This is a genomic window from Paenibacillus xerothermodurans (assembly GCF_002220865.2).
Lineage (GTDB): Bacteria > Bacillota > Bacilli > Paenibacillales > NBRC-103111 > Paenibacillus_S > Paenibacillus_S xerothermodurans.
In genome coordinates this window covers 71691-96133 of sequence record NZ_NHRJ02000012.1, presented here as the reverse complement: position 1 = coordinate 96133, position 24443 = coordinate 71691, and the positions used below count along the sequence as shown (strand labels likewise).

22 protein-coding genes and 1 pseudogene are annotated in these 24443 nt (G+C 49.4%); 4 read left to right on the top strand and 19 right to left on the bottom strand.

Annotated features, from left to right (window positions below):
- Positions 1–834: 834 nt before the first annotated feature.
- From CBW46_RS21915 to CBW46_RS22350, 13 genes and pseudogenes are all read right to left on the bottom strand, one after another.
- Positions 835–939 carry a hypothetical protein gene (locus CBW46_RS21915; protein ID WP_243633355.1) on the bottom strand — a complete coding sequence of 35 codons (105 nt, stop codon included), beginning with the start codon at positions 937–939 and terminating at the stop codon, positions 835–837.
- 116 nt (positions 940–1055) lie between these two features.
- Positions 1056–2531 carry a hypothetical protein gene (locus tag CBW46_RS16340; RefSeq protein WP_089201064.1) on the bottom strand — a complete coding sequence of 492 codons (1476 nt, stop codon included), beginning with the start codon at positions 2529–2531 and terminating at the stop codon, positions 1056–1058.
- Between the two features lie 97 nt (positions 2532–2628).
- Complete coding sequence (locus tag CBW46_RS16335; protein WP_089201063.1) at positions 2629–2823, bottom strand: hypothetical protein; 195 nt, start codon at positions 2821–2823, stop codon at positions 2629–2631.
- Positions 2824–2981: 158 nt separating this feature from the next.
- The gene (locus CBW46_RS16330) at positions 2982–3428 is read right to left on the bottom strand and encodes a GNAT family N-acetyltransferase (RefSeq protein ID WP_243633354.1); all 447 of its coding nucleotides are present in this window, start codon (positions 3426–3428) and stop codon (positions 2982–2984) included.
- A 179-nt stretch (positions 3429–3607) separates the two neighbouring features.
- Positions 3608–4561 carry a DUF4871 domain-containing protein gene (locus CBW46_RS16325; RefSeq protein ID WP_089201062.1) on the bottom strand — a complete coding sequence of 318 codons (954 nt, stop codon included), beginning with the start codon at positions 4559–4561 and terminating at the stop codon, positions 3608–3610.
- Positions 4562–4564: 3 nt separating this feature from the next.
- Positions 4565–5182: an RNA polymerase sigma factor gene (locus CBW46_RS16320; protein WP_243633353.1), complete on the bottom strand. Its 618-nt coding sequence runs from the start codon at positions 5180–5182 to the stop codon at positions 4565–4567.
- A 514-nt stretch (positions 5183–5696) separates the two neighbouring features.
- Positions 5697–6071 (bottom strand): VOC family protein, encoded by a 375-nt coding sequence (locus CBW46_RS16315; RefSeq protein ID WP_089201061.1) that lies wholly within the window; start codon positions 6069–6071, stop codon positions 5697–5699.
- A gap of 243 nt (positions 6072–6314) precedes the next feature.
- On the bottom strand, positions 6315–7010 hold the full coding sequence (locus tag CBW46_RS16310) for a response regulator transcription factor (RefSeq protein WP_089201060.1): 696 nt from the start codon (positions 7008–7010) through the stop codon (positions 6315–6317).
- A 16-nt stretch (positions 7011–7026) separates the two neighbouring features.
- Entirely contained in the window at positions 7027–8466 is a 1440-nt protein-coding gene (locus CBW46_RS16305) for a sensor histidine kinase (protein ID WP_089201059.1), read from the bottom strand.
- A gap of 12 nt (positions 8467–8478) precedes the next feature.
- Positions 8479–9231 carry an ABC transporter permease gene (locus CBW46_RS16300; protein ID WP_089201058.1) on the bottom strand — a complete coding sequence of 251 codons (753 nt, stop codon included), beginning with the start codon at positions 9229–9231 and terminating at the stop codon, positions 8479–8481.
- A complete protein-coding gene (locus tag CBW46_RS16295) occupies positions 9218–9943 on the bottom strand; it encodes an ABC transporter ATP-binding protein (RefSeq protein WP_089201057.1) in 726 nt (241 codons plus the stop codon). Before CBW46_RS16295 ends, CBW46_RS16300 begins: the two co-directional genes overlap by 14 nt.
- 144 nt (positions 9944–10087) lie before the next feature.
- Entirely contained in the window at positions 10088–11356 is a 1269-nt protein-coding gene (locus tag CBW46_RS16290) for a hypothetical protein (protein WP_089201056.1), read from the bottom strand.
- 168 nt (positions 11357–11524) lie between these two features.
- Positions 11525–11824 (bottom strand): annotated as a pseudogene (locus CBW46_RS22350) (IS3 family transposase); the annotation flags it as partial.
- 173 nt (positions 11825–11997) lie between these two features.
- Here CBW46_RS22350 and CBW46_RS16280 point away from each other — a divergent pair.
- Together CBW46_RS16280 and zupT are read left to right on the top strand one after the other, a co-directional pair.
- On the top strand, positions 11998–13482 hold the full coding sequence (locus CBW46_RS16280) for an MFS transporter (RefSeq protein ID WP_424446608.1): 1485 nt from the start codon (positions 11998–12000) through the stop codon (positions 13480–13482).
- A 441-nt stretch (positions 13483–13923) separates the two neighbouring features.
- Positions 13924–14727, top strand: coding sequence for a zinc transporter ZupT (gene zupT, locus CBW46_RS16275; protein ID WP_089201055.1), 804 nt, complete (start codon positions 13924–13926; stop codon positions 14725–14727).
- 160 nt (positions 14728–14887) lie between these two features.
- Here zupT and CBW46_RS16270 read toward each other — a convergent pair whose 3' ends face one another.
- Complete coding sequence (locus CBW46_RS16270) at positions 14888–16519, bottom strand: alkaline phosphatase D family protein (RefSeq protein ID WP_089201054.1); 1632 nt, start codon at positions 16517–16519, stop codon at positions 14888–14890.
- A 455-nt stretch (positions 16520–16974) separates the two neighbouring features.
- Here CBW46_RS16270 and CBW46_RS16265 point away from each other — a divergent pair, with 455 nt between their 5' ends.
- Together CBW46_RS16265 and CBW46_RS16260 are read left to right on the top strand one after the other, a co-directional pair.
- Positions 16975–17235, top strand: coding sequence for an Atu4866 domain-containing protein (locus CBW46_RS16265; protein WP_089201076.1), 261 nt, complete (start codon positions 16975–16977; stop codon positions 17233–17235).
- Between the two features lie 60 nt (positions 17236–17295).
- Positions 17296–18033, top strand: a complete 738-nt coding sequence (locus CBW46_RS16260; protein WP_089201053.1) for an SDR family oxidoreductase — start codon at positions 17296–17298, stop codon at positions 18031–18033.
- A 73-nt stretch (positions 18034–18106) separates the two neighbouring features.
- Here the strand turns inward: CBW46_RS16260 and CBW46_RS16255 are convergent, their stop codons facing one another.
- The 5 genes from CBW46_RS16255 to CBW46_RS16235 all read right to left on the bottom strand — a co-directional run bounded on the left by CBW46_RS16255 (position 18107) and on the right by CBW46_RS16235 (position 24402).
- Positions 18107–19270 (bottom strand): ROK family protein, encoded by a 1164-nt coding sequence (locus tag CBW46_RS16255; RefSeq protein ID WP_165842351.1) that lies wholly within the window; start codon positions 19268–19270, stop codon positions 18107–18109.
- Positions 19271–19456: 186 nt separating this feature from the next.
- Positions 19457–20629 (bottom strand): substrate-binding domain-containing protein, encoded by a 1173-nt coding sequence (locus CBW46_RS16250; RefSeq protein ID WP_089201051.1) that lies wholly within the window; start codon positions 20627–20629, stop codon positions 19457–19459.
- 74 nt (positions 20630–20703) lie between these two features.
- A complete protein-coding gene (locus CBW46_RS16245) occupies positions 20704–21690 on the bottom strand; it encodes an ABC transporter permease (RefSeq protein WP_089201050.1) in 987 nt (328 codons plus the stop codon).
- Positions 21671–23164 carry a sugar ABC transporter ATP-binding protein gene (locus CBW46_RS16240; protein ID WP_089201049.1) on the bottom strand — a complete coding sequence of 498 codons (1494 nt, stop codon included), beginning with the start codon at positions 23162–23164 and terminating at the stop codon, positions 21671–21673. The genes CBW46_RS16245 and CBW46_RS16240 overlap by 20 nt, the downstream gene beginning before the upstream one ends.
- 74 nt (positions 23165–23238) lie before the next feature.
- Positions 23239–24402, bottom strand: a complete 1164-nt coding sequence (locus CBW46_RS16235) for a levoglucosan dehydrogenase (RefSeq protein ID WP_089201048.1) — start codon at positions 24400–24402, stop codon at positions 23239–23241.
- Positions 24403–24443 lie beyond the last annotated feature (41 nt).

Below are 24443 nucleotides of genomic sequence, written 5' to 3'. Positions count from 1 at the left end.
CTCATCATTAATAGTCGTATCTTAACATCCACGGCTGCAACCGTCAATTTGTACTGTTTCATATCCGCTCGAGTAGCCGGTTTATTTTTTTAAACCTGTCTACTTATAGGGGAGAATATCAATCCCGCGGCAGTCTTCTGTTTCGGTGTATTCAGCTTTCGTTTCTCCGCTAGCTCAGCTTCTTGATAAGAAGTATTTCCAACGGTTGTGTATCAAGTATTAAGCATCCTGCGTCTTTGTATACCTCAGCCATCCGATATTACGCTCATCTTGGTTCCTCAGAATGTATATTTCACTTCCCTTTATTTTTGACAATATTAATCTCTCAGCAATATGAAGGTCACGGTCTCGTATGTATTCATAGTCTGAGTCAGTTGCAAAGGTGACCTTCATCTTTTATCCCTCCTTTTACGTCATTTTCGCGAATCGTTTGTCCAACCTTCATCGCTGACGAGCAGGCCGATCGCATTTGCGATGTCCTTAGGTTCGCCAAGCCGTCCAACCGCATTCATTGGGCGGAACGAATCAATTAGCTCCTGGAGATTTGCCGTTCAAAAGATAACTCGGTCGACACTTGACCGGGGCTATGCAATTGATGACGATGGCCTCAGGACCGAATTCCTTCGCCAATTTGGCGGTTCAACTGCTCGACCGCACCTTTCGCTGCAGCATAGGGGCGCCTACGCGGGAGCATCGCGCACGACACGGAGGTCGAAAAGTTGATGGTCATCCCGCCTGTTTGCCATATGTTTCATCTCTTGTTGGCAGGCGAAATAAGTCCCTATTCACGTGGATGCGAAATGCCGATCAAACATCTCCTCTGTACGTCCGCGATTACGTTACACTCCATGTGCCGGCATTATTGACCAGAATGTCCACGCGTCCGAATCGCTCGAGCGTCGCCGAAAATAACGCTTCGACTTCGCTCACCTTGCTCATGTTGGCGCGTATTGAGATGCTTCGCCGCCGGATTGGGCCAATTGGATGGCCGCTGGCTAGCGACCCCTTCTAGGCAAACCCCCCGTGTGCGGCGGGAAGCAACACGTACTTCGCGCCTAGCCTTGGTCGGCGAAAGGGAACTCATAGTCATACCACAGTTTACTGAGATTCTTGGTTACATTCATGATCCGGTTGGTGTAGCGGTCGGTGACCCACAGGTCCCCATCAGTGCTCACATAGGCCGACCCGTACAAATCACTCAGCCTAGTGATTTTTCCTTTGGTGTCGATCTCATAGATGCCAAACCCGGGATTATCCCTTTCCGTCGCACGGGTATACGCGCGAAAAATGAGTGTGCCGTCCTCCTTATGGGAAAGCACTTCAATCTCCCTGGCGTTGAGTTGACGGTTTACGAGAACGGATTCGCCGCTTGGTTGAAGCAGGCTCAGCTCGCCAATCATAAAGCTATTTCGGGCGGTGATGTCGTCTACTGTGAGAGGTGTACTAGTCAACCACCAAGTTCCGTTTGGATTGGCTTGTACTCTTGAGATGGGCCAACGGGTGAACCCATCAACGGGCACCGGGCGCGAACTGCCATCCACGAAGAAATACCGGTAATGAGTGAAAAATTCGCGAGGAATGATGTTGTTTTTGTCCATCTCTCGTAACGACATGATCTTCCGCGCCGACCCCAGATCAAGCCAAGTTTCCGTATACTCTTTGTCTGTGGCAGCGCCCTCTGTGAACGGTAGGGAGGAATAACCGTCATTAGGCGTCAGCGAAAACAGCTCTTCCCCTTTGTAATAGTATGCTTTGTCCTTACGCTCTGTCAGCGGGGAGTCAGGAGCCTCAAACTGCGCTGCGGGCAGCACCTCAGCAGACGTTCGTTGGGGCAGACTGGTGAGCTTAGCTTTGTCATCGTTGGTAAGAATTGCTGGCCGCTCGGCGAGCGATTTTTTTATCTTCAACATCTGGACACCCGAGTTAATATACAGGTAGTCAGCGTCATCGTTCAAGATGGTACTCAAGTAGTGCCGCTGCGGCGAAACGACGGCAAATCCGTCCTCAGGGTTCCAGAACACATTCATCCAAAGCTCATCGTGCATGAACTGCCAGGTCATCGGGAAGTAAGTGATATCCCGGAAATTAAGCAGCGGATACGCCGCCGACTCGTTCTCAATTCGCTTGCCGTTTACAAATACGGGATAGGTGACCGGTACTGCGGTGTACGCCGTTTTCCTGTTATTACCTTGGGTATCCGCAGCCGGCCGCACTTGAGCCATTCCCCTGCTGGTGATGCGAAGTCCATCCGATTCACTCCACGTGTGCGATAGACCCAAGGTACGGGTATAATCCCAGGTCACCGGGAAATAGGTAATGTCCTTGTAAATGATAGGGGGATATTTCGCCTTGTAGGGATCGATAGTGAGTCCGTTAATTTGGACGGGGAAAGAGGGCAGGCCCACCTTCACCGGGTGTGCTTCTGCGGCCTGAGCAGTGGCAGGGACTACTAGTAGCTGGCAAGCAAGGAGGAAGGATGTGGAGCATGCAGTTAGAATGTTTTGTTTGCGTCCAAGCCAACTCTTCTTCATAGGGCGTCACCTCATGGAAAGTTATTTATGCATAGCTACAGACGCAAAATAAATCTAAAAGTTGCCATGTTTCCACACGGTACTGATCTCACGAAAATTATTTCTCAGCTTTCGTCTCTTTTTGTAGTGTTTTAATTTTGTAATTGATGTTTAATGCGATACCAGTCAATACGATCAGCAAAAAAATCACAGGTTCTAAACTATTAGTGCGGTAATGTACTCCAAGCAAGGATGCGATGCCTATGAAAAGAAAATAGCCCAGTGCGGAAAGAAGAATAAAAACAAACAGCAATTTGATGCCTCCTTCAGGGAAAAAAAGTTTAAAGTTTAGTGCCAACGCCGACGCCCTACGGTGTGAAATTCAGCTCGCCTGTCCTTCATCCAGACTATGGGTGTGAGCTGTCAGCGATGCCCCCGTTCAGCTGAATTGTCTCAAAAGCATACCTGCGTTTATAACAAACGCTTCTCCAGTATGATTTTTGTTTCCCCTTGATCGTCGGTGAAAGTTCCAATTATATCAAAACCATGTCGAATGTTAAGGATTAGCATGTTTCTCCATTTATTTTTCGTTTGGGTACGAACTACGTGATATCCATGGCTTTTACACCATGCGTGTTGCCTGCTCATCAATTCCGACGCAATTCCTTGACTGCGGTACTCGGGGTGCACTGCACCTAGCCAACTATAAAAGCGGTTTTGCCTGTCCTGATATCCTATTTTATAACCAACAACACGCCCATCATCAGCTGCGACAAGCACTAAGCGCTGAGGTCTGCCCGATAATTCAGCGTGATATATTTGGAGCTCTGGTTCCCCGAAAATACTATCGTGCAATGCACACATACTTTTGAACCAGTCAGAATTTGTATCTAGGCTTGAAAAAACTCTGCATTCCATTTTTGTACTCCTCCGTGGAAGAATGTAATCCATATCAACGATAATTTCCATAGCTTGAGGAGCAGCGGACACGTAAACTGCTAAGTGCTGCGCTGTAAAGATGCCGATAGTGTGTAGGCCCAAACACGGTTAGCCTATGGCTCGGATGTTGCCTTGCATAAAAATCTTCTCATGAAAGTTTACTTCAATACTTCGACGACAATCGTATCAAGCAGTCGTCCCTTCACGTATGGAAGTAACCGCCAACGCCCTGCTTCGGGTAACTTCATCGAAGTGACGACGTTACGGTCAGCTCCATTCAATTCACCGGCCAAGGCATTCGCTGAGCTTACCTGGTTTGAGGAGTAAACATTGATTATGTTGTCTGTACCTTGTTTTACCGCTTTCACCTCAAATGGCCCGTTCAGCAGATCTTCGTTTCCCCAGAAATGCCACATGTATTTTTGGGGTTGGCCGGCGATAAACCCGGCATCGATGAACCCGATCTTTTTCTCCACCCCGCGCATCATGTAAGAGCCTGACTGGAACTCAGGAGTCACGTCCCACGACGGTGCGCGCATGAATAGCTGCACGTTGCCATAAGGCTGATCGTCTAACAACACATGCAGCTCCCACATTCCCTCTAGCGGTAAAGCGAAATGGGTTGTGTAGCGATCCAGCCCCGGATACCCGGCGCTCGGCTTCGTAATGATCTCGGAAGACACCGTCTCCTTCACGCCCGCCAACCGATGCACCGCTTGAAGCGTCAACGTTTTTCCGATGAAGGTTTCCAAAGGCTCTTCAAAATGGATCATATAGCCGGCGATTTTGCCAGCCTCCGCGTTGGGTTCCGGATACAGTGTGAATAACACACGTCCCTGCTCATAATAAGCATTCCTTGTCGTCGGTCCACCGGATGCTTCACCTTGCGGAGCGACCCTGTAAGGCAACGCATGTTCCGTTAAATGCAACAACCCGATGACAAGCGATGCTGTGACCAGAGCTACACACACGGCCTTCATCGTAGAAAAACGCTTTCTATGTGACTCGCCCGCATACTGCAGCACCTTTTGCTTCAAATCCGGCGTGAACTGACGAATGACAAAAGGCGGATCCGCCATACTTTTGGCCCAATCCGGTTTTTCCTCGCTCATACTCTACACCTCCTCACGGGATAGCAGCTCGCTCATCCGTTTCTTAGCTCGATGCGCTCTTGATTTAACCGTACCTTCTGATACTTTCAACAAAATGGCGATTTCTTTGTGCTTCAGACCGTAATGAAAGTCGAGTACCAATACCTCTCTGTATTTGCGAGGCAGCTGCATGACTGCATCCCAAACTGCGCGGTTATCGAGACGGTTGAATACCACCTGTTCCGCAGCTGGAGAGGTACCACTTTTCAGTTTGTCGGTTAGGGTCACTTTACGGATGAAGGCGCTTTGCAAATAATGTAGTGCTTTATTCCTCGTAATCGTCAGTAACCAGCTTTTAACCGATCCCTCTCCTCGAAATCCGTACAAGCCGTTGTATGCTGCTATGAATACATCTTGTGATATATCGTCGGCGACATCGCAACGATTCGTCATAAAATAGGCAAAGTTCCACACATCGTTGCCGAACCAATCCATCAAGTCACGAAGCACGATACTACGGTCATAACCATGTGCTAGATGCTTTAAGTAATCCCAGTGGTCTGTCAATGCCTTCACCCCAATAAATAGACCGTAGATTACATCAAATGGTTCCATATTATGAAAATAAATTACGTCAAGCAAAGGTGACCCCTGCCGACAGTAACCACGCACCATATCCAATTTCACGAAAAGTTTGGTAAAACGGCTTGTCACAGGAATGAGCAATAAATGGGCTGAATTGGGAAATTACTATAACCCACGCTGAACAACTCCAGGTAAAATATACGTTCTCATGCAAACGAGAGATTGAGAAAAGACACGAAATTGATATAGGTCATCGTTGCACGAAATAAACTCGCGGCGCATGAATTGGAACAGTTTACAAAGAAAGGCTCTATACGGCTCGACTAGAACAACGTCATTTACGAGGGTTATTGCAGGAAAGGATTTGGTTGATGAACTAAAGCTCAATTCAGAAAGAAGACGAAATGCGGCAAAAAAAGAAGGCCGGACCCGCAAAGGTCACTTCCTCCTTTGGCCGCCTCGTTGTCTCGGCTACAATATCTTATCTTTGCTCTAAGTTTTTGTTCACGATGGTGGCGAGCATACCGGCATTTTGCACTGATTGCCTGCATGGTGGCCGCCAGCTCTCGCGTCAGAGCCATTCCAAAAATTCAATGCGATTTCCAAATGGGTCGTTTAGATAGAAGCGTTTTACACCTTCATCAGACCGTGCATGATCATCAATCACATAGGTGCTCTTTTGCAGTAAATATTCTCGCAACGAATCTAGGTTCTGCACATGAAATGCAGGGTGGGCTTTCTTTGCGGGGATAAAGTCCTTTTGAACTCCGATGTGCACCTGGTGACTTCCGCATTGAAACCAAACACCACCACGTTTTTTTAAGTTCTCAGGCTTGGGGATTTCATTCCAACCTAATAAGTCAGCAAAAAAGCTTCGCGCGTCTGCTTCGCAACCTTCAGGAGCCGCCAATTGCACATGGTCAATCCCAGAGAAAATGAAAGACATATAGCCCCTCCTTGTTTCATTTAATGAAACTAAGTTTCGATTCATAATTCCATTTTATAGAAACGTCGTTTGGGATCCAGTATATTATATAAACAATTTTTTATTCACTATTAGCAACAATCTTTACGAAAACAGCATCCGAAAAGGTCTGCTTCTCCGGCGGGTGTGCTGTTGGTATTGAGTGTGACTGCGGATGCCAATCCGTCGGTAGAGTTGATTGCCGCCCCCTGTTTTTTAATGCGGTCAGACCATAAATCTGTACCCTGATCCCCAAACGGTGCCGATATACTGGGGCTTGGACGGGGTTTCCTCAATTTTCTCTCTGATTCTGGCGATATGCACGGTGACAGTTGAAGCGTCTCCTAGCGCTTCCAGTCCCCAGATTCGCTCAAACAGCTCTTCCTTGCCGAACACCCGGTTAGCATGCTGAAAAAGAAATAACAGAAGGTCGAATTCCTTCTGTGTTAGTGTAACCTCGCTGCCGTTCACGAACACCCGTCTGGAGTCCTTATGGATCTCGAGGCCCCGGACACGCAGCGTGGTCTCCACATTGCCCTTGCCAAAGCGCTCTTTCATCCGCTCAAACTTTTTGAGGTGGGCGTTCACCCTGGCTACCAGCTCACCTGAGCTGAACGGCTTTGTGATGTAATCGTCTGCACCCAGGCCGAGGCCGTTGATTTTGTAAATTTCCTCTGCCCTGGCGGAGACCAAAAGCACGGGAATATCATCCCGTTCGCGAATGTTTTTCAACACATCGAAGCCGTCTATCCCAGGAAGCATGATGTCCAGTATCACGAGCCCAAACTCGTCTTCGGCAAGAGCCTTCAAGCCCTCCGCCCCGCTATGCACAATGGTCACCGCGTATCCGCTTAGCTCCAGGTAATCCTTCTGCAAATTTGCAATGCTCGGATCGTCTTCAACAATGAGTATCTTTTTCATCATAACCTCCAAAATGCTATACCTTTTTCAGAGATATCATCATGCGGGTTCCTTCACCTACGCTGCTTGTAGCCCAAATCTTTCCTTCATGCCCTTCCACGATCTGCTTGGCAATAGCGAGGCCAAGTCCGCTGCCGTCAGCATTGTTGCGGGCAGAATCCACCCGATAAAAGCGGTCAAAAATATGTTGAAGATCATCCGCCGGTATTCCCACTCCATTGTCCTTTATCTCCATGATGGCTGATGTTCGTGTCTCCCTGAGTATAATGGCAACCCGGCCGTCCGCCTTATCCAAGTATTTCAGCGCATTGCCAAGTATGTTTTGAATGACCCGCTTCAACCTTTCGCGATCCATCAACACTACAACAGGCGCATCTAACTCATTGATCAGCTCTAGCGTGATGTTGGCCTGCTCAAACTCATAACGATAATCCGCAACGCAGTCCGCGAAATAGTCTGCGAGGTCCGTATGCTCAAAATGATAAGGGATCTGCTGCAAATCAAGCTTGGAATATAAAATAAGATCATCAATCAGCGTGTTGACCAATTCAGCCTTAGAGCTAGCCGTTTCCAAATACTGCTGCATTTTCTCTGGCGTGTTGGCTACGCCATCTATGATGCCTTCAATATAACCTTTGATAGATGTGACCGGCGTCTTTAAGTCATGGGAAATGCTTGACACCAGGAAAATCCGGTTCTCATCATATTTTTGCTGTAAGTAAATGGATTCCTTCAGCTTGAGCCGCATTAGCTCCAGCGTTCTGCAGAGCTCCCGCACCTCCGCTTCCCCCTCCTCAGCAATGCCGAAGTTCAAATCGCCTTCGCTGATCTTTGCGGCGGCGTCCTTGAGCCGGGCGACCGGGTTAATAATCCCGCGCGAGAATCTGTACGATACCCAGAAATTCATCAATAGAAACACGCATATAAAAACACTGATCGTAAACATACCAAGCAGTATGTAAAAGTGCGTATTCAGCTGTGCCGGCGCTAACAGCAACAACGTCCCGTCATCGCCAGACGGCAGCTTGTAGTCTGCGCGCGCAAATATATACGTTTTACCGTCCGGCCCAAGCTCTAAGGTATCCTGATTCTGTGCGCTGCCAGTGAGCATTAAGGTTCTTCCGATGTCGATCGGGTCGAGCTTGGAGGTGGAGTATAACACTTCTCTGTTTTTGAGCAGGACAGCCGCGGCCCCCAAAGCCTTAACGCGTGCAGAGAGATTCTGCTGGTATTGCTTATCCAAGAGCTGTTCAAACTCGTAGGTCTGCGCTTCCCGCTGGATCTCAGTCATTGCTGTCCTGATCTCGAAGACCCGCTGTAATTCATTCATATACGCCTCACGGCCGACTACTTTCGTATAGACAGCAACAAAAACGATCACTGCCAGCACCGTCAAACCAATAGACAGCAGTACAGACAACGCGTTCATGACGAAAAAGCGTTTGGTTAAATGCATCTATCTCCCCTTCTATATATCCTTGCTGTCAAACAAGTAGTAACCTGCTGTAAATAGCATAATACCACACCCCGTCATGATTAGAATCTGGCGGACTATTTTGAACACGTTGACTGTTTCTGAGATCCAAAGTGTGTGCCAGCCGAACATCGAAGTAATAAAGAAGCTCGAATAGCTCGAAAACACGACACTCAGGAAGGTAAGTGCAATAAAAGCAATGACGGAGAGAAAAAAGACAGCCAGTCCGCCCCGCAGCAGATTAGACAACAGCACCACCAAAAGGGAAAATACAAAAACGGGAAAAAACGTCGCGATGTAAGACAGTACCACCCTGGCGATCCCGAGCGCGCTCGCCGTCGACATATTAAACAGGAAACCCGCGCATAAAGAGAGCGCCATAACAAAAACCAGGGTTGCAAAGATGAACAAGGCTAAATTCAACACCTTCGCACTAAACACGCCGAACCTGGAAACAGGCCGTGTGAGCGTGATTTTCATCGTATTGGACGAAAATTCTCCGCTAAACATATCAATTGCCACGAACGTAGCGAACAGCGGCAAGATCGTATAACTGAACATCGATAGAACTACCAATGGAAATTCGGTACTGCCCACAACTCGAAGTCCAAGTCCGTGTTTGATGGCCGTCACCGCAATCTGTCCGATCAGCACGGCAAGTATGGACAGAATGGCGGCCGCGATTATTTTTTTCTTCTTGAACAGCTTCACGGTCTCAATGTAAAATGCGGCTTTAAACCCTGCCATTCCTGTCCACCTCACTGACAAAATAGTTTTCAAGAGAAGAGTAATTCGCCAAAATGTTGTTCGTGTAATCCACATTGATCAGCTTGCCGCCGTACACAACACCGATTCTTGTGCAGGTAAGCTCCACGTCATGAATCAGATGGCTAGAAATGAAAAAGGTCGTACGCTCCTCCTGTGCGAGCTGTTTAATCAGCTTGCGCATTTCCAGCATGCCCTCCACATCGAGCCCGTTCAAAGGTTCATCTAGAATCAATAGCTTTGGTTTCGATAAGATCGCAGCCGCTATACCCAATCTCTGCTTCATCCCTAGTGAAAACCTTCTGGATTTTTCATTTTTGTATTTCGACAAGCCGGTGATCTCCAGACATTCATCGATTCGACGCTGATCGACGTGCGGGTAAAATCGTGCGAATAATTTTAGGTTGTCATTGGCCGTCAAGTAGGGATACGACTCAGCTGTCTCGATAATACAACCCACATGCTTCATTGCATTGACATAGTCCTCTAACACGCTGGCTCCGAAAATCTGCACATCTCCAGAGTCTGGCTTCAGCAGTCCCGCCATCACTTTCATCGCTGTAGTCTTCCCCGCGCCATTGGGTCCCAAAAAACCGAAAATGTCGCCATGTTGAACTTCTAAATTCAAATTGCTTATTCCTCTGCCGTTGTTATAAACCTTCGTCAAACCAGTGATCTTGATGGCTGTATTCATGTATTGCAACTTCCCCCTCCAAAAATGGTCAGGAGGCCGGGCTGCGGCTTCCCCAGAATGTCGACGAGTGCCCAATGTATGCCCATTCATCAGGCACTTGCTCGACAAGCTCAGGAAGCCGCACTAGCGGCTTCCCTTAGCAGGCTACTCCTGAAATACGCGGCTAAACTCCCCGTCGAAGTATGGTCGTTGATGGGAATGATAGGAATTGTCATCGGCGACCTTGATGTTCAGGTCGAGGTAGATCTTTCCGGAATCACTCGGATGCAGCTGCCCATTTTCCTGCTCGCCTTTGGCATTCGTGTAAGTGAAGAAGTTGGGCCCGGACTGCTGTGGCTTGTGCTCAAAAGTAAAGTTATATTGGTCTCCGTACTCGGCTGCAAACTCGGGTTTCACGGTTTCGAAATACTTGCCCGTGATTTTATCCTTATCCACGCTGTTTAGTTCGAGAGTTCTCTCACCAATTTTAATAAATTTACCGTCTTTCTCCATAACAATATTATTTTTGTATGTTCCAACATGCTTGCTGCTAAAGCCGCCCGTCTCGGTGACCTTTTCCACGTTTGCTCCTGTGAGGTCAGGCAAGGTGATCTTCGTAGTTCCGATGTTGGAAAGCTTGAACACCACATTGAGCGTTAAATCGTGCTGCACTCCGTTTTTGTCTTTCCCCGACAACACAACATCGCTAGTCACACTTTCCAATATACCCGATTTGTTTTCTACCGCGGTGCCTACCACCTTCTTCACAAACACATCACTCTCGATGTCCGGCAGCTTCGACTGCTGCTGCATGTGTCCCCGTTCATTCATCATCTGTTTTATACCGAAGGAAGACACAGCGTTCACCACCGCGGGTACCTGGGCCTCGGATAAACTGCCCGTGTAGACTCTGCCGCCGTCCGCTCTTTCTTCCGGCTGCACGTAGTCTTTTAAATTGCCGACCACGGCGTCCACGATTTTTTCAATCTCCGGCGCTCCCTTTTCGTTGAACGGGTTGGTGAATTTGTTAATGTCTCCCCTGTCCGCATCATCGGTGAATTCCGTTACATAATATTTATCCTGCGTCCCGCGGTTGGAAATTACGAGCTTGGGGTCTGCGTAAAAATAACTAGTGGCCGTCTCCCCATTGAAATTTTGTGTCACAGTCGTATTTTCAGATGCCTGCTTTTGTGAATCGATTTTCTTAGAGAGGGATGACTGGATCAGCGTTTGATCGTTATCCTTCAGCTCATACAGCGCTTCGATCGTATAGTTGCCTAATCCTTGCTCCATCTGGGCCGCTGTATACTTGGCGGAAGCTTTCAGCTGGTCGTAGCCCGAGCCCAGCAGCGTATCGGCGAACGCCGTAGATACAAACACACACGCTCCAAGCGTAAATGAGAGTGCGGTAATCGTTTTTTTTCTAAGTTTCATGTCGTAACTCCTTTATTTTCGTATTGGGGGAAACGTTTCCTTACTTAGTATTATAATGGACCACTATTGCATTTCTCTAAATAACTTATTAACAAAATATAAACTGTCGGCAATGAAGTGGACCGCATAAAGTTAGACGGTGGATATAGTTAGGCTGCTTGCAGGGCATCAACCCGGTAGGTACTGTACTGGCCTCAGGCCCTTTAGTTTCGCTTTAATCCGTTTGTGGTTATGTATATAAAACTCAGATTTCAAGATACCCCGCATTGAGGCATGTTAATAGATAGGGCGAGATTCAACGGCGTATGTAATCACCTCCCCGTTAAACAAATCTAGCAGATTGTGTACTTCGGCCGTAATACGACGATAACCATAACGCCCTTTGTGTTCATGATGAGATCGCTGTAATGCGGGATTTAAGTCTGCATCTTTGTCAGGGCGATCAAGTGTACTTATGTAGTAATAATATCGTACCACGTGGAATCTGAGCTATTTGAATTAACGCAGTAACTGGGTTAAGTAGGCATTCTCCATTCGTCAACATTGTTATGATACCATCTGCCAAGGCGCTGGCCCATGCCGACCTACCCGTTAATAGGTTTGCGTATCTTGGTTAATATTATTAGGTGAGACTGGGCTGTGTGCCCAACACAAGGAGGAATTCACAATTGGAGCGGCAGAAGCGAATCAAAAAACAAGCACCAAAATTAAATAAAGAAGACATTACCGTTGTAGACAAAAAAGTCATGAAAAGGGCTGTTGTCGCAACTGCCGTGGGTAACGCCACGGAATGGTTTGATTTTGGCATCTATTCTTATTTAGCTGTCACGATCGGGCAAGTGTTTTTCCCCGAAATGCACGGCCCGCTGCAGCTGGTGTACACTTTTGCTACCTTTGCTGTCGCTTTTATTGTCCGTCCCTTCGGTGGGATGTTTTTTGGCATGCTAGGAGACCGATTAGGACGCAAAAAGATTTTGAGCATCACTTTGGTGATGATGGCGCTAGCTACTTTGAGTATTGGGTTAATACCCAGCTATGCCTCTATCGGTGCGACCGCACCCATATTGTTACTCATCGCCAGGATGGTGCAGGGATTCTCAACGGGTGGAGAGTATTCCGGTGCAATGACTTTCGTCGCCGAATCGACACCGGACAAGAGAAGGGGCTTTTTGGCAAGTGGACTGGAAGTCGGGACCTTAACCGGATTTATTGCGGGATCGGGTATAGTGACGCTGCTCTCTGCTATTTTAGGACCGGAAAACATGCTGGCCTGGGGATGGCGCATTCCATTTTTTATCGCTGGGCCTATAGGTCTCATCGGTCTTTACTTGCGTAATCATTTAGAAGAAACGCCAGCTTTTGAGGCGCTGGAGAAAGCAAACAAAAAAAATGAACCAGGGTCTATAAAAGATATTTTTGTTTACCATTGGAGAAGTTTGCTTATTGCTTTCATAATTGTTTTTTTCTATAACGTTGTCGACTATATGATTTTATCCTATATGCCATCGCATCTGACGGCCGTGCTCGGTTATGGACAAACCAGAGGGCTGTTATTAATTCTAGTGGTCATGCTGATTATGATACCCATTGTGTTAACGGTTGGTTATGTCAGTGATCGGATTGGAAATTTACGGATCATTCGAGGGGGCTTGCTGGGGCTAATATTTCTGTCTATCCCAGCGTTTTTATTTATCGGAAGCGGACACGCTTGGCTGGTTTTTTTAGGACTAATAATTCTAGCCATCTGTTTAGCTTGTCTTCTGGGAACCATGCCATCGCTGTTGCCTTCGCTATTCTTCACTGAAGTGAGGTATGGGGCGCTTGCCATTACGTACAACATATCGGCTTCATTGTTCGGCGGCACGACACCATTGATAGTGGCTTGGTTGATTAACGTGACGGGGAATCGCATGGTGCCAGCTTATTATCTTGTGGCTACATGTCTGATCGGCGTTGTTGCGACGTATTTTGTTAAAGAAACTGCGGGCAGACCGCTTAGGGGATCACCGCCGGCAGTGGAGGAAAAGCACGAAATACAGGAGATTTTAGAAGAGCCTGCGGAAGCCTTATGGTGGCAAGAAGAGAAAAATAAAATAGATAAGAAGACAGAGGGATCCGACGGATGAAACTAAGAGTGGGAGCACACTTCTGCAGTGTGTTCTACTCCTGCCGTCCTTGAGTATTGAGTAGGCCCATGCGCAATTGCATGGGCCTCTCACACATGCGTACGTGCAGGTCGTCGCATACGACTCTTTCAGTGTTTACCCGGCTGGGGGAAGTGCGTTGTAAAGGTCTACCACGGGCAGAGAGCAATTTCCTTAAAACCAGACGTTAGGCATTGCAAGTTGCGCATGGTATTCGTGGGAATTTCTCTATGGCCATCCTCCGCCCTCCATGACTAACGGTGGAGGAGTTCACAATTAGAACACCGCGACTCTGTATCTCCATTCTTATAGTTTTAGACGGTGGGTGATGGATTTAGTTGCAAGGTTGACGAAACAGTTGTCTCAGACTTAAAATGTTGACTAAGGGAAACATTTTATAACCGAGTGAAGGGAGTGACAGAGATGACTGAGCACCTGCTGCTGGCGTTTGGACTTACGCTAATGGCCGGACTTGCGACCGGCATTGGAAGCCTACTCGCCTTTGTAACCACGACGACGAACACCAAGTTTTTATCACTAACGTTGGGTTTTTCGGCTGGCGTTATGATCTATGTATCGATGATCGAGATTTTCGTTAAGGCCCAAGAGGCGCTTGTCTCTGCAGCGGGCAACGTACCAGGACATTGGATAACGGTGGCGGCGTTCTTCGGCGGCATGCTGCTGATCGCCTTGATCGACAAACTCGTCCCGCAGCGGGGGAATCCGCACGCCGATGAGCATATGGAGGCCACAGGAGGTACGCGGGGCGGTGACAGATCGTTACTCAAGATGGGGACATTCACGGCACTTGCCATCGCGATCCACAACTTTCCGGAAGGAATTGCGACGTTCACCTCCGCTCTTCAGGATCCAACGCTGGGCATTGCGATAGCCGTGGCGATAGCTATCCACAACGTACCCGAAGGAGTCGCTGTATCCGGGCCTGTGTATTACGCGACGGGCAATAAGAAGAAAGCGTTCAAGCTCTCGTTTCTGTCCGGACTCTCAGAGCCGGTTGGTGCGCTTGCCGCCTATCTGCTGCTGATGCCGTTCCTGAACGACTTCCTATTCGGCCTTATTTTCGCCGCTGTCGCCGGCATCATGGTGTTCATCTCGCTCGACGGCCTGCTCCCGGCTGCTAAGAAATATGACGAGGGGCACCTGTCGATCTATGGCCTGATCGGCGGCATGATGGTCATGGCGGTCAGTCTTTTACTGTTTATTTAGATCCCATTTAGCAGCGATCCACGTGACGTGTGTGGGTGCTGAAGTTGAAGACGGCGCTGCAAGCGTCTGCTCGGAACGGACAGAATCAGCCATGGCTATAAGAGGCCATGGCTGATTCTCTTGATTATGTGGTATGCGTGACACCAACAGCTAACTTCGTCTATACGGTCACGGCCGCGTCGTAAATTTTCTGCAAGCCCGGTTTGCCCTTTTCCATCATGTAGGATGCGCGAGTGGAAATGTCAGCACCGGGCCGGGTGACGAAAGGCACAACCAGATAATCCGCCTGAAATTTTTCATGCGTGGCGGTGCAGCGCACGTAGCCGCGCTGACTATTGTAGAACTTAATATGGGGATTTTCCGCAAGTATGGCTTGTTGGGCGTCGGTTATGTCAAAACCGTCTCCGCCGGAAGTAATGGAGGTACCGACAAATTCGGCGCCGAGGATTTGCGAATCCGGATCGTTGAAATCCGCCTTAATATCGCACGCCCAATTCGAGTGCACGTCCCCTGTCAGGATGACCAGATTGGACAGGTTCTTCTGTTCAGCGAAGTTGATGATGCGGTCACGATTGGCCGAGTATCCGTCCCATCCATCCATGCTGAACTGCTCCCCGTCTCCGATCCGGAAGTCCCTCTTACAGAAAAACACCTGCTGTGGAATGATGTTCCACTGTGCCTGCGATTGATTGAGCCCTGAAAGCAGCCATTGCTCCTGCTCTTCGCCCAAAATGGAACGCTCCACGCTCGTGGATTCCGGCGTCGGAGGCTTGCTGCCGTCCCCGCTCGCCTGATCGTCACGGAATTGGCGGGTATCCAGCACATGCACATTAGCCAAATCGCCGTAATAAAATTGTCTATATAATTGCATAGTGAAACCGCTGGGCAGAGACGAGCTTCTTAGCGGCATATTTTCATAATAGGCCTGGAATGCTGCAGCCTTTCTCGCCAGGAAAGGTTCGATCGGCTGATTAGCCTCAGGAATCAGGCCGGCATGGTTGTTCTCGATTTCATGGTCGTCCATAGCAACCACCCATGGGAACTTCGCATGTGCGGCTTGCAGGTCGCTGTCGCTTTTATAAAGTGCGTAACGCTTACGGTAGTCGTCAAGTGTGATAATTTCGGGACCGTTATGGTAGCGTGGGCTTGGAGTTTCCGGCTTGGGACCCGGACCCTCATATATGTAATCTCCTAGGTGAAACACCATGTCCAAATCGTCGGCCGCCATATGGCGGTAAGGAGTAAAGTAACCCGTCGGGTAATTTTGGCAGGAAGCAAAAGCAAACGTCATTTTCTCAACGCGAGATCCGTATGTGGGCAGCGTTTTCGTGCGGCCTGTGGGACTAATCTCCTTTCCGGCTTGAAAACGGTAATAGTAGACTTGGTTTGGTCGCAGTCCGTCCACCTCGACATGCACCGAATGCCCCAGCTGTGCTCTTGCAAAGGCTGCGCCTTCACGTACGACTTTGCGGAAGTTATCGTCGAGCGCGACCTCCCATTTGACCGGAACGTCTTTGTCTAACATACCGCCACCATTCATCGGATCGGGCGCAAGCCGAGTCCACAGAACGACGCTTTCCGGCCACGGGTCACCGGATGCTACCCCTAAAGTAAATGGATAAGCCGTAAATTTGGGCGCTGCGTCCACAACACTGCCTTGCAGTGAAGCCGTGATAGCCAGCCCTAACGATGCGAGTGCGACTTTTCCTGTTGCCTGCAGAAAATCCCGGCGGTTCATCTTGCCTTCCCGAAAGCGTTCTTCCAGATCATTGAATAGTTTGTCCTTGTTCATTAAGCATCAGCTCCTTTGCTAGTTGGAACACCTTCTATTAAATCCATTGAGTTTTAACCTGGTGTCAACTCCACGTTAAGTTATAATGAAGCTCATGAAAGCAGTTTCAGTTTCGCTATTAACTCAGACTACTCTTCAACAATGTGGCAGTGTACTTGATGCACGGCACGGCAGCCGTCCCCTGCCTTCTTCAGTCGGATGAGTACCCTCCGTAGTTTGAGGTGACTTCATACTCACAAATTCGTAGGATTAGGCAAGAACACTAGCGGATTTGGCTACCGCATTTACGGCTGTGTACCTCATAATGAAAGTGTCCCAAGAGGATGGCTGAGGGGAGTCGGATGCAAAAAGTGAATCACATGCTGATAATGCTTCTAATATGCAGTTTGCTGCAATTCCCGGCTGGTAATCAAACGGTGGCAGGATTAGACAAGACCGCACAGGGAGAGTGTAAAATGGATCAATCTGGCACAGATAGGGAGAATCATCCATATGTAGGAATGTGGGTGACCAAGGACGGATATATCCGGCATGAGCTATTGCCCGATGGCCGTTACGACGAGGCCCGCGGCAGTCGGAAAAGCGCCTACCAAGGCCGCTATTGTATCGAAGGCGATCACATCGAGTACTTAGATGACACCGGATTCACGGCCGACGGGGATTTTCGGGACGGCATTCTGTATCATGCAGGGATGATTTTGTACCGGGAAGAATAGCGTACTCTCGCGATCGCCAAAGCGATCTATTGGAAAAAGTATAACGAGGAGGAACAACATTTGTCTAACGTAAAAGGAAAAGTAGTATTAATCACAGGCGCGAGCAGCGGGATTGGCGAAGCGGCAGCGAGGTTGCTGGCACAGCATGGTGCCCATGTGGTATTGGGAGCGAGACGCACCGACCGGTTAGAAAAGCTTGCTTCCATATTAATAGCGGAAGGGGGATCTGCGGCTTATCAAGCACTGGATGTCACAAAACGCGAGCAGATGGAAGCCTTTATACAACTCGCACTTGACAGATTCGGCCGGGTAGATGTCATTCTCAACAATGCAGGCATCATGCCATTATCGCCGTTGGAATCGCTGAAAGTGGATGAGTGGGACCGCATGATCGATGTCAATATCCGCGGAGTGCTCCACGGCATTGCAGCTGGCTTACCTGTCATGAAGAAACAAGGCTTCGGCCAATTCATCAATATCGCCTCCATCGGCGCTTACGCGGTATCTCCCACCGCAGCGGTCTATTGTGCTACCAAGTATGCCGTTCGAGCCATTTCCGAAGGCTTGCGCCAGGAGGTGAGCGGCGATATCCGCGTCACGCAAGTGTCCCCAGGCGTTACCGAATCGGAGCTTGCCGACAGTATCTCTGATAATGCAGCGAGACAAGTGATGAAGGAATATAGACGCATCTCAATACCTGCTTCTGCTATTGCAAATGCCATACTATTTGCCATAGAACAGCCGCCTGAAGTAGATGTCAATGAGATTATCGTGAGGCCCACTGCAAGTATTGCTTAGGCTTTTATCCGATTCGTACGTTAGTCCAGATTCGTCGGCCAATCCCCCCGAATCCTGAAAGGCTGTCCCGAAGTCATTCGACGTTCGGAACAGCCTTGTGCAAATCAGCCGCTTGGCGCAGCGGCAAAAACGTCTCGGGATTGTTATCCGTGCTGTTGATGATTAGTTGGTCGATCGTCATAAACGCTGCGCCTACCAGTCCCGCGGTTTTCCCCAGAACGGATTTGTTGATTTGCAAATTGCGGGCGGCCAGCGGCAAAGAACGCTGATACACACCTTGACGTAACGACGCGAGCAGTATGTCGCCCAATTCGGACACGGAGCCGCCGAGCGAAATCAGTGCCGGATTATAGAAGTTGGCCAGCGCCGCTACCACACGTCCGATCTGCATCCCGCTTTCCCTGACCAGCTTCAGGGAGACGGGGTCCAAGTTCTGCAGCCCGCTCCTGATGTCTTTCACCGTGATACCGCCTTTGGCGTTCAGGATGTCCAGCAAAAATGGGCTCTCCCCGGCCAACGCCAACGCTTCCCCTTTGGCTGCCAGCGCTTTTCCGCCTGCGATTGCTTCCAAACAGCCGTGGTTGCCACACCAACAAAGCACATCGCTGCCGACATCAAAATGCCCGATATCCCCTGCGCTTCCGTTCTCCCCTCGGTACAGCTGGCCTAAGCATATAATGCCTGAGCCGATACCGGCTCCGATCTTAATATAAATTAGATTATCGACTTCGAAGTTTACCCCCTTGGCATGCTCCCCTAACGCCATCACATTGACGTCATTGTCCACATAGCAGGGACAATCAAAATGCTTCGCCCAAAAGTCTCGAATCGGATAACGGTCCCAGCCCGGCATAATCGGAGGTGATATCGGAAGACCTGAAGCGAATTCTACCGGGCTGGGGATGCCGATGCCGATACCCATGACCGTATGCGGCTCCACTTGGTGCCTCGCCATCAGGTCTTTCACCCGCCCGCACAGATGAGCCAACACTCTGTCCGGGCCTTCACTAACATGGACGCCGCAGCGATGCGAGAACAATATATTGCTGTCGAAGTCACAGATGGCAACCCGGCCGCTGGATATGCCGAGTTCAATGGATATGACATGACCCACATTTCGATTGACAGCGTAAAGCTTTGGTTTGCGGCCGCCGCTGGAATTCCCGATCTCTGACACTTTAATTAACTTTTCAGCGTGTAAACGCTCGACGTGGTCGGACACGGCCGACCATGACAATCCGGATGCCGCCACAATATCCATTTTGGATACTGGATTTTTAGCTCTGCGGATGATTTGAAGGATACTCGCAGTTACGAGCAGCAGTTAACTCACCACTTTCTGTGCAAGCGAACGATAAAGCGCTATCTTGTCTTATCATACGGGAGCAAATCATCTTTGTCCATGCTTGCCTGACACGGCCTGTCACTTCTGATTGGCAGCTTTATGCACTATTTCCGGTGCGTCAGCATGGTAGACCGTTTTCCATGAATCCAATATGCCGTCTTTCCCTACGCGCAGCGAAGGCACAGCTACATAGGACGGCGTCTCTTTTCCGAGCAGCGCGTATCCCGCCAGAATGGCTTCCGCCACGCCTTGATCATAAGGCAGCTGCGCGCCCAGTCCTTTCACCATACCGTCCAGAGCAATTTCTACCGCAACGCTCATCCCTAGATCGATGGTTGTGATGGCGAGATCCTCTCTTCCGCCTGAACGAGCCGCGGCGAGTGCCCCCTCAGCAGGTATATCCCAGGGCACAAACAATCCGTTCATACGTGGGTGCTTGGTAAGAAGCGCTGCAGCCACCCTTTCTCCATCGTTCGGGCCCATGATGCCGCCGCGGTCAACAATATTGATATCCGGGTATTGCTCCTTTATCGTTTTTTCAAATGCATCGCTGCGTTGTCTGGTGACGAAGAAATCCGCATCATGGTAAATTACGCCGATGTCGCCCTTTTTGCCAATCGCTTCAGCCATAAGGTGGGCGGCTTGCACGCCATTGCCATAGTTATCCGCCGAAACAACGCTGACGTAGTCCTTACCGTGCTGCAACCCGTTAGGCTTGTTATCCATAAAAACCAATTTCGTTCCGGCCGCTGCCGCCTTTTTGAAAGCTTCGGCGGTGGATACCGGATCGACCGGGATACTCACGAGAATGTCCGGCTGCTTCGACATGATGGTTTCAATGTCCGCTACCTGCTTTTCCGCCTTGAAGTTGGCATCCGTCTTGGCGACGATTTTAATACCCATTCTGGAAAACGTGTCTGTCAGACCTCTTACTTGTGCTGTTGACCAGTCGTTACCCGCATAATGCAAGGAGATAGCTGCGGTGTGGTTCCCGTTCTTGATTCGTTCAATGTCGTCCACGGTAAGTTTGAGTGTCTTGGCAGACACCGCAGCTTCACTATCGGGGCCTACGCTCATAATTGGATTGTCCGGCAGATCCATGTTGATTGTGATAGGACCGGAAGCGGGAGCGGGAGCGGCGTCCATGCTGCTCCCAGTGGCGGCTGTGCTGGTGTCGCTTTTACCGCAGCCTGCTAACATCAAACTGAGAAGTACGGCGGATAAAAAAACTCCAGAGAACAGCTTTTTCATCTGTATCACCCCCATCTATATTCCGTTGCCGCTGAAAGCAGGTTTTATTTTCTGATTTGCTTCACGCCCGCTCATCATCTGCTGACGGCCTTGCGTCCGAAGGCAACGGCTAAAATAATAATAAGACCCTTAACGATCATCTGCTGACTGACATCCAGCCCCATAATAATAAGCCCGTTATTGATCGTGCCGATCATGAGCGATCCGATGAGCGTTCCGATCACCGTGCCAACCCCGCCAAACAGGCTTGTCCCGCCAAGAATAACTGCGGCGATAACGGATAATTCGTCGCCCTCGCCGAAGGTATACCTGCCTGCGTGCATCCGTCCGGCGTACAGCATTCCGGCAAGGCCTGCCAGCATACCCGATCCGATCATGACATAGAGCTTTATTCTAGATACGTTCACACCGGAAAATGCGGCTGCGCTCGGATTCCCGCCTGTCGCCAGTGTTCTTCTGCCAAAGGCGGTTTTACGAAGCAACACATGCCCGGCGAATACAATGACCACAGTCCAGATTAACAAAATCGGTACGCTGCCAACATCGCCTGAACCGAATAAATAAACGAACGTTTTATCCAAAATTGGCACGGGCGCGGTAGCCGTCACCCACATAGCCAAACCCTTGGCGATGCCCATCATGCCCAGCGTCACGAGGAAAGAAGGGATAACCACTTTGGTTACCAACAGTCCGTTAATGAGCCCAATGACGAATCCCGTGCCCAGCCCTGCGACGGTCGCGCCGATGATACCGAAATCTGCGTCCAGCGCCAAAGCTGAGGTCAATGATGATAGTGCCGCGATCGAACCGATAGATAAATCGATTTCCGAAGCACTCATGACGAACGTCATAGCCACGGCCATAATGGAAATGATAGCTGTTTGCCGCACGATGTTCAGGAGGTTGTACGTTGTCAGAAATCCGTCATCGCTTAAAGTAGCCGCGAAATAAACCAAAACGCCAACAAAGGCGATATAAACGATGTATTGGCGCCAATTAAAAAGGGCGGACAAGGGGTTGGCCGTCTTCCCCGGGAGCGAACTAGAAACCTTGGATTGCATGCTCCAAAACCTCCTCCGTGCTTATCTCTTCGCGCATAAATTGCTTGACTGCTTGTCCGCCGTGGAATACGAGCACGCGATCACTTACCGCCAAAAGCTCTGTCATTTCCGAAGAAACCAGCAGGATGCTCTTGCCCTCGTCGGCCAACTGCCTTATCATCTCTATGATTTCGGTTTTTGCACCGATATCGATTCCTATGGTGGGCTCGTCCAGCATGATGATGTCCGGTGAATTCGCCAGCCATTTCGCAAACACGATTTTTTGTTGATTGCCGCCTGACAGCAGGCTGGCTCTCTTGTGAATGGAATCGGTTTTGATTCTTAGCTTCGCCACCCATTCCGCAGCGATTTTGTTCCCCATGCTATCGTCCACAAGTCCGTTTGTTATTTGTGATAGCGAAGGCAGCAAAATATTATCCTTTACTTCATGTTCCAAGACCAATCCTTGTACTCTTCGATCCTCGGGGATTAACGCAAGTCCGTGATTAATTGCATCCTTCGGCGAGCGTATCACGGCTTTCTTTCCTTTAATATGAATCTCACCTGCAGTGATAGCATCAATGCCGAACAGTGCGCGCAAAGTTTCGGTTCTGCCGCTGCCCATCAAGCCGGCGATACCGAGCACTTCACCCTGGCGAAGTTCGAATTCCACACCGTTAACACGATTTTTGGTTGTCAAATTGTGCACTTTAAGCACGACCTGATTGCTGTTCATCGCTTTGCGCGGCTTCCACTCGAATTTAGCGACGTTTTTGCCGGAAATGTATGTAATGACACTGTCCATATCCAGATCTTTAATGTTGGCGGTGATCACGTGACGGCCGTCACCCATAATCGTGATGCGGTCACAGATTTGAAAAATCTCTTCCATGCGGTGGGAGATGTAGATGATTGAGATGCCGTTATTCTTCAAGCGTGCGATGAATTCAAAAAGCACTTCCGTCTCCCGCTTCGTTAAAGATGCTGTCGGCTCATCCATTACCAAAATTTTCGTTTGTTTGGATAGCGCTTTCGCAATTTCGGTCATCTGCCAGTACCCGACTCCCAGGTCCGCGACCAGATCAGTCGGCTTTATATCTACGTTAAGTGCCTGCAGCAGCTTCTTGGCCATTTGATTTGTCTTTTTATCATCGATGAAGCCCAGTGCCGTTTTCGGTTCTCTATTGATAAAAATATTTTGTGCGACGGTTAACGTGGGAACCAGGCTGAACTCCTGAAATATCATGGAGACACCGTGCTTTTCCGCATCATTCGTCGTGTGGATCTGCACCTCGTTGCCGTTAATCGTGATCCTTCCGCCGTCCTTTTGGTATACGCCCGTCAAAATCTTCATTAATGTCGACTTGCCGGCGCCGTTGCCGCCCATCAGGGCATGAACTTCGCCTTTTCTTAGCTCGAAATCCACATTGTTGAGCACTTTTATTCCATTAAATGATTTGGATATCTCGCTCATTTGCAGAATTGGTGTTTCCATACGAAGGTCCCCCTTTATGAGCAGCTGCCGGGATTGGGAGCAGCCCGGCAGCACCTGTTTTCGCCTCTGTGGGATTATATTGATTTCACCCATTTTTCGCTGCTTGCCGATTCCAGGATGGCATCGCTGATCACAGCAATCCGATAACCATCGTAGAAGTTCGGAGATACTTCCGTATCGTTCACAATGGAAGAGATAAAGTCGTGGCATTCGACGATTTTGGTCTCGGTATAGCCGACGCCAAGAGCCGGAATCGGCCAAAGGGCCTCGCCATACGGGTGCGCAGGACCGGTGTAGATCGTGCGGAAGCCTCTTCTGTCTCCCGGGTCGTCTTCGAAGCAGACCTGCAGCTCATCACGCCGCTCATAGTTGAAGAAGATGGAACCGCTCTCACCATGGATTTCAAAAGTGATAAAGTTATTGCGGCCCCACGCGTTACGTGTAGCCTCGATGCTGCCGACCGCTCCGCTATCGAAGCGGAGGAAAGTGCTGACCTCATCGTCTACGTCTACCGCTTCTTTTTTCACGTCGCCTGCTGCCTTGACCGTGCCGAGTTTGTCAACGCCGCCCGACTGAACGGGGCGTTCCTTGATCCAAGTGTTGGTCGTCGCCATAACTTCTGTGATGTCTCCCACCAAATACCTCGCGATGTCAATCACATGTGTTGCGATATCACCAAGTGCACCGGAGCCTGCAACCGATTTCTTAAATCTCCAGGAGAGAGGTGAATTCGGATCTGCTGACCAATCTTGCAGATATGTACCGCGGAAGTTGAGAATTTTGCCTATAGCACCATCTTCAATATATTTTCTTGCCAAAGCAATAGCCGGAGTGCGGCGGTAGTTAAATGCAACCATGTGCTTTACGCCTGCTTCCTTCACGGCATCCAGCATGCTTTTGGCTTCTTCCCCGTTACGGGCAAGCGGTTTTTCGCAAATGATGTGTTTCCCAGCTTTGGCCGCAGCAATGGCAATCTCCGCATGCGAGTCGTTCGGAGTGACGATATCGATAATGTCGATCGAAGGATCTTCGATGACCCGCCGCCAGTCAGCATAATGAGCTTCAAAGCCATAACGCTCTGCCGCAGTTTTCGCCATCTCCTCATTGACATCTACCACAGCTTTACGCACAGGTATCGCCGGGGCGGGCCAAAAAAACATCGGCATGCCTGCATACGCGATAGAATGTGCTTTCCCCATGAAGCCTCCGCCGATCATTGCTACGTTTAATTTACGCATGTGTGTATCTCTCCTTTTTTGGATGGATAGTTATAAGTACG